General features: G+C 74.3%; 9 protein-coding genes and 3 pseudogenes. 6 read left to right on the top strand and 6 right to left on the bottom strand.

The features are described 5' to 3' along the window. Positions 1-18 precede the first annotated feature (18 nt). The 4 genes and pseudogenes from Prubr_RS19290 to Prubr_RS19275 form a co-directional block, all read right to left on the bottom strand. On the bottom strand, positions 19-837 hold the full coding sequence (locus Prubr_RS19290) for a putative protein N(5)-glutamine methyltransferase (protein ID WP_212816347.1): 819 nt from the start codon (positions 835-837) through the stop codon (positions 19-21). 3 nt (positions 838-840) lie between these two features. Further along, positions 841-1,965 carry a cystathionine gamma-lyase gene (locus Prubr_RS19285; protein ID WP_212816346.1) on the bottom strand — a complete coding sequence of 375 codons (1,125 nt, stop codon included), beginning with the start codon at positions 1,963-1,965 and terminating at the stop codon, positions 841-843. Between the two features lie 13 nt (positions 1,966-1,978). Continuing rightward, positions 1,979-2,976: pseudogene (locus tag Prubr_RS19280) on the bottom strand (NAD(P)H-dependent glycerol-3-phosphate dehydrogenase). Continuing rightward, on the bottom strand, positions 2,973-3,692 hold the full coding sequence (locus Prubr_RS19275; protein WP_212816345.1) for a lysophospholipid acyltransferase family protein: 720 nt from the start codon (positions 3,690-3,692) through the stop codon (positions 2,973-2,975). Before Prubr_RS19275 ends, Prubr_RS19280 begins: the two are co-directional and overlap by 4 nt. Positions 3,693-3,851: 159 nt before the next feature. Between Prubr_RS19275 and Prubr_RS19270 the strand changes: the two are divergent. The 6 genes and pseudogenes from Prubr_RS19270 to Prubr_RS19245 form a co-directional block, all read left to right on the top strand. Then, positions 3,852-4,217 (top strand): annotated as a pseudogene (locus tag Prubr_RS19270) (NTP transferase domain-containing protein); the annotation flags it as partial. A 303-nt stretch (positions 4,218-4,520) separates the two neighbouring features. Beyond that, positions 4,521-4,832 (top strand): annotated as a pseudogene (locus tag Prubr_RS19265) (hypothetical protein); the annotation flags it as partial. 636 nt (positions 4,833-5,468) lie between these two features. Further along, positions 5,469-5,666: a cold-shock protein gene (locus Prubr_RS19260; RefSeq protein ID WP_212816344.1), complete on the top strand. Its 198-nt coding sequence runs from the start codon at positions 5,469-5,471 to the stop codon at positions 5,664-5,666. A 213-nt stretch (positions 5,667-5,879) separates the two neighbouring features. Next, positions 5,880-8,075, top strand: a complete 2,196-nt coding sequence (locus Prubr_RS19255) for an RNA degradosome polyphosphate kinase (RefSeq protein ID WP_212828243.1) — start codon at positions 5,880-5,882, stop codon at positions 8,073-8,075. Positions 8,076-8,110: 35 nt separating this feature from the next. Further along, positions 8,111-9,637: a CYTH and CHAD domain-containing protein gene (locus tag Prubr_RS19250; protein ID WP_212816343.1), complete on the top strand. Its 1,527-nt coding sequence runs from the start codon at positions 8,111-8,113 to the stop codon at positions 9,635-9,637. Next, the gene (locus Prubr_RS19245) at positions 9,625-10,527 is read left to right on the top strand and encodes an NUDIX hydrolase (protein ID WP_212816342.1); all 903 of its coding nucleotides are present in this window, start codon (positions 9,625-9,627) and stop codon (positions 10,525-10,527) included. The genes Prubr_RS19250 and Prubr_RS19245 overlap by 13 nt, the downstream gene beginning before the upstream one ends. A gap of 226 nt (positions 10,528-10,753) precedes the next feature. Here the strand turns inward: Prubr_RS19245 and Prubr_RS19240 are convergent, their stop codons facing one another. Further along, positions 10,754-12,673 carry an endonuclease/exonuclease/phosphatase family protein gene (locus Prubr_RS19240; RefSeq protein WP_212816341.1) on the bottom strand — a complete coding sequence of 640 codons (1,920 nt, stop codon included), beginning with the start codon at positions 12,671-12,673 and terminating at the stop codon, positions 10,754-10,756. Between the two features lie 187 nt (positions 12,674-12,860). Then, the gene (locus Prubr_RS19235; protein ID WP_212828242.1) at positions 12,861-13,598 is read right to left on the bottom strand and encodes an HU family DNA-binding protein; all 738 of its coding nucleotides are present in this window, start codon (positions 13,596-13,598) and stop codon (positions 12,861-12,863) included. Between the last annotated feature and the right edge of the window lie 149 nt (positions 13,599-13,747).

Below are 13,747 nucleotides of genomic sequence, written 5' to 3'. Positions count from 1 at the left end.
GCGTCCACCCGGCAGACCCTACTCTGCGTGCTCGGTCCGCGGGTCGATGACCGGAGTAAGCCCATCCGCCGGACGACGGCCGGACAGGACGGTGGCCCCAAGATCTTCATCGTGCACGACCGCGACGGCAAGCCCGCCGTCCGCCATGATCCGCTCGGCCGCCACCGCCTGCGCCGCACCGGTCTCCACGACCAGGTGCCCGCCCGGCGAAAGCCAGCCGGCCGCCCGCCCGGCGACCCGCCGCAGCACGTCCAGCCCGTCCGGACCGCCGTCGAGCGCCGCGCGGGGCTCGTGCAGCCGGGCTTCCGGGGGCAGCAGTGCCACCTCGTCGGTCGGCACGTACGGCACGTTCGCCACGAGCAGGTCGACACCGCCGGCCAGCCCGGCCGGCAGCGCGTCGAACAGGTCGCCCGCGTACGCCCTGCCGCCGTACGGGGCGAGGTTGTGCCGGGCGCAGTCGACGGCGACCGGATCGATGTCGGCGGCGACCAGCCGCGCCGGCCGGAGCCGGTACGCGACGGCGGCGGCGACCGCGCCGCAGCCGCAGCACAGGTCGACGACGGTCGCAGCCGGGCCGGTCAACTCGACGGCGCGGCGGACGAGCAGTTCGGTGCGGCGGCGCGGCACGAAGACACCGGGTACGACGGCGAGCCGCAGACCGGCGAAGTCGACCCGGCCGAGCACGTGCTCCAGCGGCAGGCCGGCGACCCGCCGGGCGACCCGGTCGGCCAGTTCGGCGGCGCCACCACCGGCCGCGACCAGCAGCGCGGCCTCCTCTTCGGCGAAGACACAGCCGGCCGCCCGCAGCCGCCCGACGATCGCGGTGAGGTCCGGCACCGGCTAGGCCGACCGGTCCAACGCCCGCCCGATGTCGGCCACGACGTCGGCGGTGTCCTCGACGCCGCAGGAGAGCCGTACGAAGCCGGGTGCGGTGTCGTCACCCCACTGGGCCCGCCGGTCGGCGGTGGTGTGCAGGCCGCCGAACGAGGTGGCGGCGAACACCAGGTCGGCGGCCGACAGGAAGCGCGCCACCCGTTCGGCGCTGCCGAGGTCGAACGCGACGACGCCGGGCACCCGTCGCATCTGGGTGCTCGCCACCGGGTACGCCGGGTCGTCGGGCAGGCCGGGCCACCGTACGCCGGTCACGTCGGAGCGGTTCCGCAGCGCCCCCGCGACGGCGGCCGCGTTGGCCGACTGGCGGGCCAGCCGCAGGTCGAGGGTGGCCAGCGAGCGGTGGGCGAGCCAGGCGTCGAACGGACTGGGCACCGACCCGGTGGTGTCCCGCCAGGTGCGGACCGCCGCCAACAGGTCCGGCGACCGGGTCGCCAGGTAGCCGAGCAGCAGGTCGGAGTGGCCGGTGAGCGCCTTGGTCCCGGACGCGACGACGAGGTCGGCGCCGAGGTCGAGCGGCCGCTGGCCGAGCGGTGTCGCGGTGGTGTTGTCGACGGCGAGCAGGGCACCGGCGGCGTGCGCCCGGGCGGCGAGGTCGGCGATGTCGCAGACGTCCAGCCCGGGGTTGGCCGGGGTCTCCAGCAGGACCAGCCGTACGCCCTCGAACGACGGATGCGGACCGGCGGTCGGCACCAGCCGTACCGTCACCCCGTTCGCCGCCAGCACCGAGTTGGCGAACGACCGGACCGTGAAGTAGCCGTCGGCCGGCAGCACGACGGTGTCGCCGGACCGGAGCACCGACAGCAGCAGCGCGGTCAGGGCCGCCTGTCCGCTGGCGAAGGCGAGGCAGTCGCCGCCCTCCAGGTCGCCGATGGCGGCCTCGAGGTGGCGCCGGGTCGGGTTGCCGGGGCGGCCGTACCAGTCGCGGCCGGCGGCCGCGTCACCGCCGGCCGGGTCGAGGTGGTACGGCGCGGCGAACACCGGCCCGGGCAGGAACGGCTGACCGGGCGCCGGCTCGGGCAACCCGGCGTGCACGCAGCGGGTGCCGTCGCCGTACCGGTCGGTCTCGCTCATCGTCACTCCCCGTTCACTCCGGCTTGGTGGTACGGCTCATCAGCGCGGTCAGCGCCACCCGGGGGTCGACGCCCTCGTGGCAGACCCGCTCGACCTGCTCGGTGATCGGCATCTCCACCCCGTGGGCCCGGGCCAGGTCACGGATGGCCAGGCAGCTCTTGACCCCTCAGCGGTCTGCCGGGTGGCCACCTGCGCCTGCTCCAGGGTCTCGCCGCGACCCAGGTGCTCACCGAAGGTGCGGTTGCGCGACAGCGGGGAGGTACAGGTGGCGACGAGGTCGCCGAGGCCGGCCAAACCGGCGAACGTGAGCGGATCGGCGCCCAGCGCGACCCCGAGCCGGGCGGTCTCGGCCAGGCCCCGGGTGATCAGGGTGGCCTTGGTGTTGTCGCCGAGCCGCATCGCGGTCGCGATGCCGTACGCGAGCGCGATCACGTTCTTGACCGCGCCGCCCAGCTCGGTACCGATCACGTCCCCGTTGGTGTACGGCCGGAAGTACGACGTCGTCACCGCGTTCTGCACGAGGGTGGCGCGGTCGGTGTCGGTGCAGGCGACCACGGTGGCGGCCGGCTGGCCGGCGGCGATCTCGGGCGCCAGGTTGGGGCCGGACACGACGACGACCCGGTCGGCGGCGACCCCGGCCGTCTCCACGATGACCTGGCTCATCCGCTTGGTGGTGCCGAGTTCGATGCCCTTCATCAGCGAGACGAGGGTGGCGTCCGGGGCCAGGAAGCCGGTCCACTCGGCGAGGTTGCCCCGCAGCGTCTGCGACGGTACGGCCAGCACCACCAGCCACGCCCCGGAGACCGCCTTGCCGGCGTCGGCGGTGGCCGTCACGTTCGCCGGCAGCCGCAGGCCGGGCAGATAGTCGGGGTTGGTGCCGGTGGAGCGGATCGTCGCCGCCACCTGCTCGCGCCGCGACCAGATGGTCACCTCGTTGCCCGCGTCGGCGAGCACCTTCGCGAACGCGGTGCCCCAGGAGCCGGCCCCGAGCACCGCCACGTGCCCGCTCACCGGCCCGCCCCGGATTCCGGCGCGGTCGGCTGCCACAGCGGCGGTGGTGTGCCGCCACGGATCTCGGCGAGCAGGTCACGCAGACGCACCATGATCTCCTCAGTCATCTCGTCGAGGGTCGCCTTGGTCGGTGCGGCCCCGGACCACCGGTCGAGGTCCACCGGCGGCCCGGCCTTGACCTCGACCGGGATGCGCGGGCGGACGCTGAACCTCTTGGTCCGCGGGTCGAAGATCCGCTGCGGGCCCCACATCGCCACCGGCACGACCGGCGCGCCGGTGGCGAGGGCGAGCCGGGCGGCACCGGTCTTGCCCCGCATCGGCCACAGGTCGGGCTCCCGGGTGGTCGTGCCCTCGGGATAGATCACCACGGCGCCGCCGGACTTGACCGCCGCGACGAGCAGGTCGAGCGACTTCGCGGCGTCGCTGCTGCCCCGCTCGACCGGGATCTGCCGGACCTTGAGCAGCATCCGCCCGACCACCGGAACCCGGAAGACGCTCGCCTTGCCGAGGAACTGTGGCCAGCGGCCGGCGTCGTAGACGTAGTGCCCGCAGACCAGCGGATCGGCGTGCGAGATGTGGTTGGCCACGACAATGACGCCGCTTCCGGTGGCCAGGTACTCGGCACCGGCCCAGGTCCGACGGGTCCACAGGGTGAGCACCGGCTTGACGAGCACCACCACCAACCGCCGCCAGAACCCCAGCCTGCGCCGCGCCACGCTGCCTCCTCGTTTCCCCGCCGACCACGGTCTCGACCGGTGCCGCGATCGTTGCCGCGGCCGATTCTCCGGGTACCGGGGGCTCGAAGCGAAATCATGCCCGTTCCGCCTGGGTACGGCCAGGGAGGGTCGGCCGTGCCGGGCTGGCAGGATTGGCGCGTGCGGGAGCCGAGTTGGGTCGTGGTGGTGCCGGTCAAGCGTCTGGCCACAGCGAAGAGCCGGCTGCGCGGCGCGCTGGCCGACCCCGGTGCCGAGGCGCACGCGCGGCTGGCGCTGGCGATCGCCCTCGACACGGTCGCCGCGGTGCTCGCCTGCCCGCCGGTCGACCGGGTACTGGTGGTCACCGACGACCCGGTCGCCGGACCGGCACTGCACGCACTGGGCGCATCCGTGGTGCCCGACGTCCCGGACGCCGGACTCAACGCCGCAGTCGCCCACGGCGCGTCGCTGGCCGCCGACCGGTGGGTGGCGGCGCTCGCCGCCGACCTGCCCGCGCTACGCCCGGCCGATCTCGCCGGGGCACTGCGCGAGGCCGCGGGCGGGTCGACCACAGGCGGGTCGACCGCCGGCAACCCGACCGTGGGCAGGGCGACCGTGGGCGGCGCGACCGTGGGCGGCGCGACCGTGGGTGGGCAGGCCGTGGGTGGGCAGGCCGTAGACGGGGCGGCCGTGGGTGGGCAGGCCGTAGACGGGGCGGCCCTGGATGGGCAGGCCGTAGACGGGGCGGCCCTGGATGGGCAGGCCGTAGACGGGGCGGCCCTCGACGGGCAGGCCAAGGGCGGGCAGGCCCTGGACGGGCAGGCCGACTTCGTCGGTGCCGGGCGGGATGCCGCTCCCCGCACCGCGCTGCGGCTGGTGCCGGGCCGGACGGCGCGCCGGTTCCTGGCGGACGCACCGGGCACCGGCACGGTACTGCTCACCGCCCCGCCCGGAGTACCCCTCGATCCACACTTCGGGGTCGACTCCGCCGCCCGGCACGCCGCGTCGGGCGCGCTGCCGCTCACCGGCGGCTGGCCGACCCTGCGCCGTGACGTCGACACCCCCGCCGACCTCGCCGCCGCCGCCGACCTGGGCCTGGGCCGCCACAGCGCCGCCCTCGTCCCGGCCGCGGCCGCACGTCCCGGAGATCGGCGAAGGTGACGGCGAGCGCGCTCAACTACGTAGGGTTGGGGCGGGTTGTCGCGGCGGCGCCGTCGGTGATCCTTGCTGATCTGGGCGGGAGGGACCTTATCCACGCTCGATAAGGTCCCTCCCGCCCAGATCAACCGCATCCCCCTGCGACCCGCCCCGCCCCACGCGCGACGTTCGGCACATATCGCCCTGGCGATGAGGCGGTGGGTGAAGAGCCCACTGACGAACTGAGCGTGGGAGGGGGTTATTCGGGCGCCGTATGACCCCTCCCACGCTCAGTTCGTCGGGTGGCGGGCCGGCGCTGTCGGGTCCCCCTGCGGCGGCATCGGTCGAACCAACCAGAAACCCGACAACGGCACACGCATCACGGTTGCTCGGCCGACAGGGGCGGGACCGCCACACCACCCCGCCCGGCAGCCCCACTCCGCCCGACGCGCCAAGCCCACGCGAACCGACACGCGATCATGGGGATGATGTTCGCAAGTCAGGCGGGAAACGCCACGATTTCTCCATGATCGGCGGACTGGGCGCGGCAGGCGGCAACACGGGGGCGCGACGTACAAAGGCGCGACGTACAAAGGCGCGACGTACAAAGGCGCGACGCGGGACGGTGCGGGGGACGGCGTGCGCGGGTACGGTGCAGCCATGCAGGGGACCGTCGCCACCTACGACCCACACAGCCGCTGCGGAACGCTGTTGCTCGACGACGGCGACGAGGTCGCGTTCGACGCGGCGGCCTTTGACGCGTCCGGGCTCCGGCTGCTGCGTCCCGGGCAACGGGTCAGGGTCGAACACAACGAGTCCGGGCAGGTCAGCAGGGTCACGTTACCCACATTTCAATGATCCAAATGTGGCATGTTGATTTGTCGGTCACCTGGATCGGGTGATGATTAACGGGTGACGAATCCAGCCGGCCGCCGCCCCCCGCACCAGCGTCAGTCCCGCTCCGATCAGTCACCCGTCGCCGACGAGGACCGTACCCCGGTGCCCCGCGGACAGGTCCGCCGACGCGGCTCGAACGGGCGGTTCGTCCGGCGGGACCCCACGACGACGGCGTTGGCCGGGAGTGTTCCACCACCTGCCGAGCCGCCGGCCGGCAGCGGTGATCCCGACCCGGACCGGGCGCCGTCGACCGCGCACTCCCCGTCCGACTCCCCGCCGCCGGGCGGGGCGAGCGCGACGACGCTGGAGCCGCTGCCCGAGGACCGGTTCCTCAACCGGGAACTGTCCTGGCTCGACTTCAACGCCCGGGTGCTCGCGCTCGCCGAGGACCCGGCGACGCCGCTGCTGGAGCGGGCCAAGTTCCTGGCGATCTTCGCCAGCAACCTCGACGAGTTCTTCATGGTCCGCATCGCCGGCCTCAAGCGCCGCCTCCAGGCCGGCCTGCCGGTACGCGGCGGCGACCGGCTACCGCTGCGCACCCAGCTCGAACTGATCGCCGAGAAGACCGCCGGGCTGGTCGCCCGGCACGCCCGCTGCTTCGTCGACGACGTACTGCCCGGGCTCGCCGCCGAGGACGTACACCTGGTCCGGTGGGCCGACCTGGACGCCGGCGAGCGCGAGCATCTGCGGACGTACTTCCGGGAGGCGATCTTCCCGGTGCTGACGCCGCTCGCGGTCGACCCGGCGCACCCGTTCCCGTACATCTCCAGCCGCTCGCTGAACCTGGCGGTGGTGGTCCGTGACCCGGACGGCGGGTCGGAGCTGTTCGCCCGGGTCAAGGTGCCCAACAACGTGCCGCGGTTCGTGCCGGTCGGGCCGAGTCGGCCGGCCCGGTTCCTGCCGGTCGAGGACCTGATCTCCACGCAGCTCGGCCAGCTCTTCTCCGGCATGCAGGTGGTCGAGTGCCACCTGTTCCGGGTGACCCGCAACGCCGAGGTCGAGGTCGACGAGGACCGCGACGAGGACCTGCTCCAGGCGCTGGAGCGGGAACTGGCCCGGCGCCGGTTCGGCCCCCCGGTGCGGCTGGAGGTGGCCGCGTCGATCTCCGACCACGTGCTCGACCTGCTGGTCCGCGAGCTGGACATGGACAGCCACGACGTGCTGCGGGTGCCCGGCCTGCTCGACCTGTCGTCGATGTGGCAGATCTACGACGCGGTCGACCGGCCGGACCTGAAGGAACGCCCGTTCGTGCCGGCGACCCATCCCCGGCTGGTCGAGGGCGAGGTGCCGCGCAGCGTCTTCTCCGTGGTCCGGGACGGCGACATCCTGGTCCACCACCCCTACCACTCGTTCTCCACCAGCGTGCAGCGGTTCATCGAGCAGGCCGCCGCCGACCCGAACGTGCTGGCGATCAAGCAGACGCTCTACCGCACCTCCGGCGACTCGCCGATCGTCGACGCGCTGATCGACGCGGCCGCCGCCGGCAAGCAGGTGGTGGTGCTGGTGGAGGTGAAGGCGCGCTTCGACGAGGTCGCCAACATCGGCTGGGCGCGGATGCTGGAACGGGCCGGCTGCCACGTCGTCTACGGCCTCGTCGGGCTCAAGACGCACTGCAAGACCGCCCTGGTCGTACGCCAGGAGGGCAACCAGATCCGCCGCTACTGCCACATCGGCACCGGCAACTACCACCCGAAGACCGCCCGGCTCTACGAGGACTTCGGCATGCTGACCGCCGACCCGGAGGTGGGCGCCGACCTGACCGACCTGTTCAACGTGCTCACCGGCTACAGCCGGCAGACCGCCTACCGCCGGCTGCTGGTCGCGCCGCACGGGGTGCGCAGCGGCATCATCGAGCGGATCGAACAGCAGATCGAGCAGACCCGGCGGGGCGGGCGGGGACTCGTCCAGATCAAGGTGAACTCGCTCGTCGACGAGGACATCGTGGACGCGCTCTACCGGGCGTCCCGGGCCGGCGTACGCGTCGAACTGATCATCCGCGGGATGTGCACGCTGCGTCCGGGCGTACCCGGCCTCTCCGAGAACATCCGGGTCCGGTCGATCCTCGGCCGGTTCCTCGAGCACTCGCGGGTGTTCCGGTTCGGCGCCGACGACTCGGCCGAGTTCTGGATCGGTTCGGCGGACCTGATGCACCGCAACCTCGACCGGCGGGTCGAGGCGCTCGTACGCGTCACCGACCCGGTCGCCCGCGCCGACCTCGACCACATCATCTCGTCGTGCATGAGCGACGACGTGGAGGCGTTCGAGCTGGCCGGCGACGGCACCTGGGCGCGCCGGGTCAGCAGCGACGACACCCCGCTGGTGCACCTCCAGGAGGCGCTGCTGCGCCGCGTGGTGGGCGGCGCGGGCTGAGCGGCGGGCCGGAAGATCTGGTTAGGCTGGCCGACATGCTGGAGGAGGAACGCAAGTACGAGGCCGACCCGGCGTACGCGGTCCCCGACCTGGCCCCGGCCCTGCCGGACGGGGGGCGGGTCGTGGAGCTGCCCCCGGCGACCCTGACCGCGACCTATCTCGACACGCCCGATCTGCGGCTGGCACGGGCCGGGGCGTCGCTGCGGCACCGCAAGGGCGATCCGTCGCCCTGGACGGTGAAGTTCCCGGCCGACCTGCCCGGCCGGCGGCACGAGGTGTCCCGGCCGGGACGGCCCGGCAGGGTTCCGGCCGAGCTGTCCGCGCTCGTCACCGCCTACTCGCGGGGGACGGAGCTGGCCCGGGTCGCGGTGGTGCGCACCGTCCGCCGGGCGTACGAGCTGCGGGACGCCGACGGCCGGCTGCTCGCCGAGGTCGCCGACGACGCGGTCTCGGTGCTCGACGGGCGCCGGGTCCGCGCCACGTTCCGCGAGATCGAGGTCGAACGCGGGGACGGCGACACCGAACTGCTCGACCGGGTCGAGGCGGTGCTGTGCGGGGCCGGCGCGCGGGCCGGCGGCTTCACCCCGAAACTCGTACGCGCCCTCGGCTCCGCCGCACGCGACGAACCCGACCTGGTCGCCCCGGCCGGGCTGCCCGACGAGCCGACCGCCGGCGACGTCGTCACCGACGCGGTCCGCAAGCACATCCGGCGGATCCTCGCCCACGACCCGCTCGTCCGGCTGCGCCTGCCGGTCGGCGACGACACCGCCGTGCACCAGATGCGGGTCGGCTGCCGGCGGCTGCGCAGCGACCTGCGCACGTTCCGGCCGCTGACGAAGTCGTCGTGGTCGCGGGCGTTGCGTGACGAGGTGAAGTGGCTCGCCGACGCGCTCGGCGGGCCGCGCGACGCCGAGGTGTTGCGCGCCCGGTTGCGTCGCACGGCCGCGGGCGACCCGCTCAGCCCACTCGACGAGGCGGCCGTCGCCCGGATCGACCGGGTGCTGGCCGCCCGCCAGGACGCCGCCCTGGCTGCCCTCGACGAGGTCCTGGCGTCCGACCGCTACGCCGCCCTGGTCGAGGACCTGGTGGCCGCCACCCGCGAGCCGCGGCTGACGAAGCGGGCCGGGAGGCCGGCGGCCGACGTACTGCCCCGGCTGGTCGCCAAGCCCTGGCGCCGGCTGGTGTTCGGCGCGGACGGCGTCGGGGGTGCCGGCGAACTCGGTCCGACCGATCCCGACGAGCGTTGGCACGCCACCCGGATCGACGGCAAGAAGGCCAGGTACGCCGTCAACGCCGTCAAGCCGGTGGTCGGCGCGCCAGCCCGCGACCTGGGCAAGGCCCTGTCGAAGGTGCAGGATCTGCTCGGCGAGCACCAGGACGCCGCCCTCGCGGCCGAGGCCTGGCTGTCGGTCGCCGACGAACACCCCGCCGACCACGCGCTCGCGGTGACCGCCGGGCGGCTCGCCGAACGGGAGCGCCAGATCATCCACCGGGTCCGGGCCGAGTTCCCGCAGCGGTGGAGCGAGGCCGTCGACCCCCGGCGCACCGAATGGCTGCCGTGACCGTCCCGGTCCGCGCCGCGGGTGGCGTGGTGTGGCGGCCGGTTGGCGCCGGCGAGGTCGAGGTCTGTGTGGTGCACCGGCCCCGCTACGACGACTGGACGCTGCCCAAGGGCAAACTCGAACCGGGCGAGCATCCGCTGCTCGCGGCGGTCCGGGAGATCGCCGAGGAGGCGGACGTGCGCGGCGTGCCGCAGGTCCGGTTGCCGGGCATCCGGTACGCGATGCGCGACGGTACGCCGAAGTCGGTCGACTACTGGTCGGTGCGGGCCGTCGACCGTGGTGGTTTCCAGCACGAGACCGAGGTCGACGCGTTGCGTTGGCTGCCGGTCGGGGCCGCGGCGGGACTGCTGACGTACGCGCACGACGCGGCCGTCGTACGCGAATTCGCCGTGCTGCCCCGGGTGACCGCCGTTCTGGCCGTCGTACGGCACGCCAGGGCCGGCAAACGCGCGACCTGGACCGGTCCGGACGTGGCCCGGGAGCTGGACGCGGCCGGCCGGGCCCAGGCGGCCGGGCTGGCCGAACTGCTGGCCGTGGTCCGGCCGGAGCGGCTGCTGTCGGCGGCGCCGCGGCGGTGCGTGCAGACGCTCGCTCCGCTCGCCGGCCGGCTCGACCTGCCGATCGAGGTCGACTCGGGCTTCGACGAGCCGCTGCCGGGCCAGGACGGTGACGAGAACGCCCTGGCCGCCGCCGGCCGTCTGGTGGAGCTGGCGACGGCCGGACGGCGGGCCGTGGTGTGCACGCAGGGCAAGGTGCTGCCGGCGGCGCTGGCCGGCCTGACCGGTGGTGACGTCGGCGACCACCACACGCCGAAGGGCACCGGCTGGCTGCTGGCGTTCGCCGGTGAGCGCCTGGTCGGCGCCGACCGCCTCGACCCGGCCGCCGTCTGACCCCGGCCGCCATCTGACCCGGCCGCCATCTGACCCTGGCGGCCTTCTGGCCCGGCGGCGGGCTGCCTCCGACGCCGTCCGGCTTCGGCCCGCCCGGGTGTGCCGCCCGGGCGCACAGCGGATTCGCTGTGCGTACGCCGAATTCGCTGTGGCGTCGAACAGCGGTACCGGTCCGGGCGGGCGGCAGGCGGACTGTCGGGCGAGTGGCGGCCGGGCACGCCGGGCGTCACGGCCGGACGCGGTCCACGGTGACGGCGACCGCGAGGTGGTCGGAGGCGGTGCTGGGCGGGGCGACGGCGTCGGTGGCCGTCAGACCGGCCGACACGAAGATGTGGTCGATCTGCTCGTCCGGGGCGTCGGCCGGCGCGGTCGGCAGCGGCCGGGCCGCCGCGAGCGCGTCGACGAGGCCGGCGTCGGTGAACGCCCGGAACGCGGGGTCGCCCGGCTGGGTGTTGAAGTCGCCGGCGAGCACCAGCGGTCGCCCGGCGGCGTACCCGGTGGCGAACCGGACCACCTCGCCGGCCTGGACGACCGGCCCGTCGTCCGGTGGCGGCTGGAGGTGGGTGGAGACGACCACCAGTTCGCCGATGCCGGTGTCGAGTACGGTGGCCAGCGCCTGCGCCCCGGTGGGGGCGCCGAGGGCCGTCAGCCGCACGGTGCGGGCCTCGGTCACCGGCAGCCGGGTCAGGATCGCGTCGCCCCACACGGGATCGGCGGCGGGCGCGAACACGTACCGCATGCCGAGCCGGTCGGCGATCAGTGCCAGCGTGTCGTGGCCGCCGTTGAGCAGCCAGGCCCGGTCGACCTCGCTGAGCGCCACCACGTCCGGCCGCTGCCCGGCGACGACGTCGACCAGGCCGTCGAGGTCGAACCGCCCGTCGAGCCCGAAGCCCATCCGGATGTTGTAGGCGACCACCCGGACCGGGCCGGGTTCCGGTTCGCGGACCGGCACCGCGTTGTTCGGTACGGCGATCGCGGCGAGCACGGTCACGACGGCGGCGACCGCGGTCACCAGGGCGGGCCGGCGCACCGCGCGGACCGGTACGGATACGGGTCCGGGTGTCCGCACCGCGACCGCCGCGACGAACAGTGCCAGGAGCACCGGGACCCACTGGTTGGGGTAGCCGAGGTCGTAGGCGGAGTAGTAGAGCACCGCCCCGACGGCGAAGACCACCATCCCGCCCACGGCGGCGAACCCGCTCCTCAGCTCCCCCGGTCGTTCCGCCGGCCCGGCGGCAGCGGCGGAACCGGCGGGGTCCGGGGCGGCGGACGCGGGGGCGGACCGGGCGAGACAGGCGCCGAGGCCGGCGGCGGTCAGCAGGATCGCCGGAATCAGCAACGCGGGCACCGCGGTGGCGAACATGACCGTACCGGCCAGCAGCGGAACGGGCACCAGCCAGCGGACCGGGCCCCGGGGCGGGCGGGCCAGCCCGGCGCCGACGAAGAGCGCCACCGCCGCCGCGGTGACCGCCGCCGGCCAGGTGTCGCCCAGCGGGGTGGTGCCGGCGGTCCCGGGTCCGGGACCGTACAGGTAGGACACCGCGGTGGTGGCCAGCGCCGGTGATCCGGCGAGCATGCCGGAGAGCAGCAGTGCCGGGCCGGCGAGCAGCCACGGCGCGGCCCGGCCCGGCCGGGTGCGGGGTTCGGTGCCGGGTTCGGCCCGCCACACCAGGGCGAGGAACACGGCGACGACGGCGCCCGTGAGCGCGTACGACAGCACGTCGGCGCGCCAGGTGAGGTCGAGGGTGTCCAGCGCGGTGTGCAGGACGGTCGCCGTCGCCAGGCCGAGAACGAGCCCGGCGACCGGGCGGGTGGCGGCGGTCGCGGTGGCGGCGAGCCAGACCAGTCCGGCGAGCAGGCCGACGCTGGCCACGTAGAGCTGGGCCTGACCGCCCGGGGTGGCACCGAGGGCGGCCCGGCAGCCGCCGAGCACGACGGCGGCGACCAGCAGCACCGGGCGGGCCCCGACGAGCCGGACCAGCGGCGGCGCGCCGAGTGCGAGCACGAACCACATCAGGGCGAAGGCACCCATGAGTTCGGCCGGGGTGGCGGCGGCCTGGCCGAAGATGGTGATGATCGAGGGCAGCCAGACGCGCAACACGTCCACGAGCAGGGTGATGCCCAGTGCGGTGGCGGCAACCGACATGGACGACCGGCGCACGGTTCCCCCTCGGACTGGCGGTCCCTCTCGGACGGGCGGGACAATCCGAGTCATTCTCGTGTTCTATCCCCCGCCGGATCAAGGGCCGAACCCCTCGGGCGGCACGATCCCGGGTACGCGAGAAGGCGCCCACCCCGTCGGGATGAGCGCCTCCTACGCCGTACTCGTCGGTTCAGCTCCTGGCCGCGGCCTTGCGGGCCGGGGCCTTCTTCGCCGCCGTGGTGCGGGTGGTGCTCTTGGTCGCCGCGGCCTTCTTGGCCGCGGCAGCGGCGGACTTCTTGGCCGGCGCGGCCTTCTTGGTCGCGGTGGCCTTGGTCGCGGTCGCCTTGGTCGCGGCCTTGGTCGCGGTGGCCTTGGTGGCCGCCTTCGTGGCGGTGGCCTTGGTCGCGGCCTTGGTCGCGGCCTTCTTGGCGGCGGCCGTCTTGGCCGGCGCCGTCTTCTTGGCGGCGACCGTCTTCGCCGGCGCCGCCTTGGCGGTGGTCTTCTTGGCCGCCGCGGTGGTCTTCGCCGGGGCGGCGGTCTTGGCGGCGGTGGTCTTCTTCGCCGCGGCCGTCTTGGTGGCCGGGGCCGCCTTCGCGGTCGTGGTCTTCGTGGCCGCGGCGGTCTTGCGTGCCGCGGCGGTGGCCTTCGGGGCCTTGCCACTGGCGACCATGTCCTTGAAGCCGGCGCCCGGCCGGAACGCCGGCACCGCCGTCTTCTTGACCTTCACCGCTTCGCCGGTGCGCGGGTTGCGTGCTGTTCGCGGTCCCCGCACACGCTTTTCGAAGACTCCGAAACCGGTCAGCGCCACGCGGTCGCCCTTGGTGACCGCCGCCTGGACCTCTGCGAGAACCGCGTCGAGCGCCGCAGTCGCCGTCTTCCGGTCCCCCAGGCGAGCGGCAAGGGCCTCGATGAGCTCGGCCTTGTTCACGACTTTCCCTCCCGAATGTACTTCTGGACTCAACGCGAGCCATTCTGCGCGCACGGTATGCCCTTTGCCACCAGTACACAAACATCTGCCGGAAAAAAGTCGTTGTGTCGTAACGGATTCGCCCCCGTCGGCCAGGTCGACGGGGGCGA

The organism is Polymorphospora rubra (genome assembly GCF_018324255.1).
Classification (GTDB): domain Bacteria; phylum Actinomycetota; class Actinomycetes; order Mycobacteriales; family Micromonosporaceae; genus Polymorphospora; species Polymorphospora rubra.
This window is presented reverse-complemented; position numbering and strand designations above follow the sequence as displayed.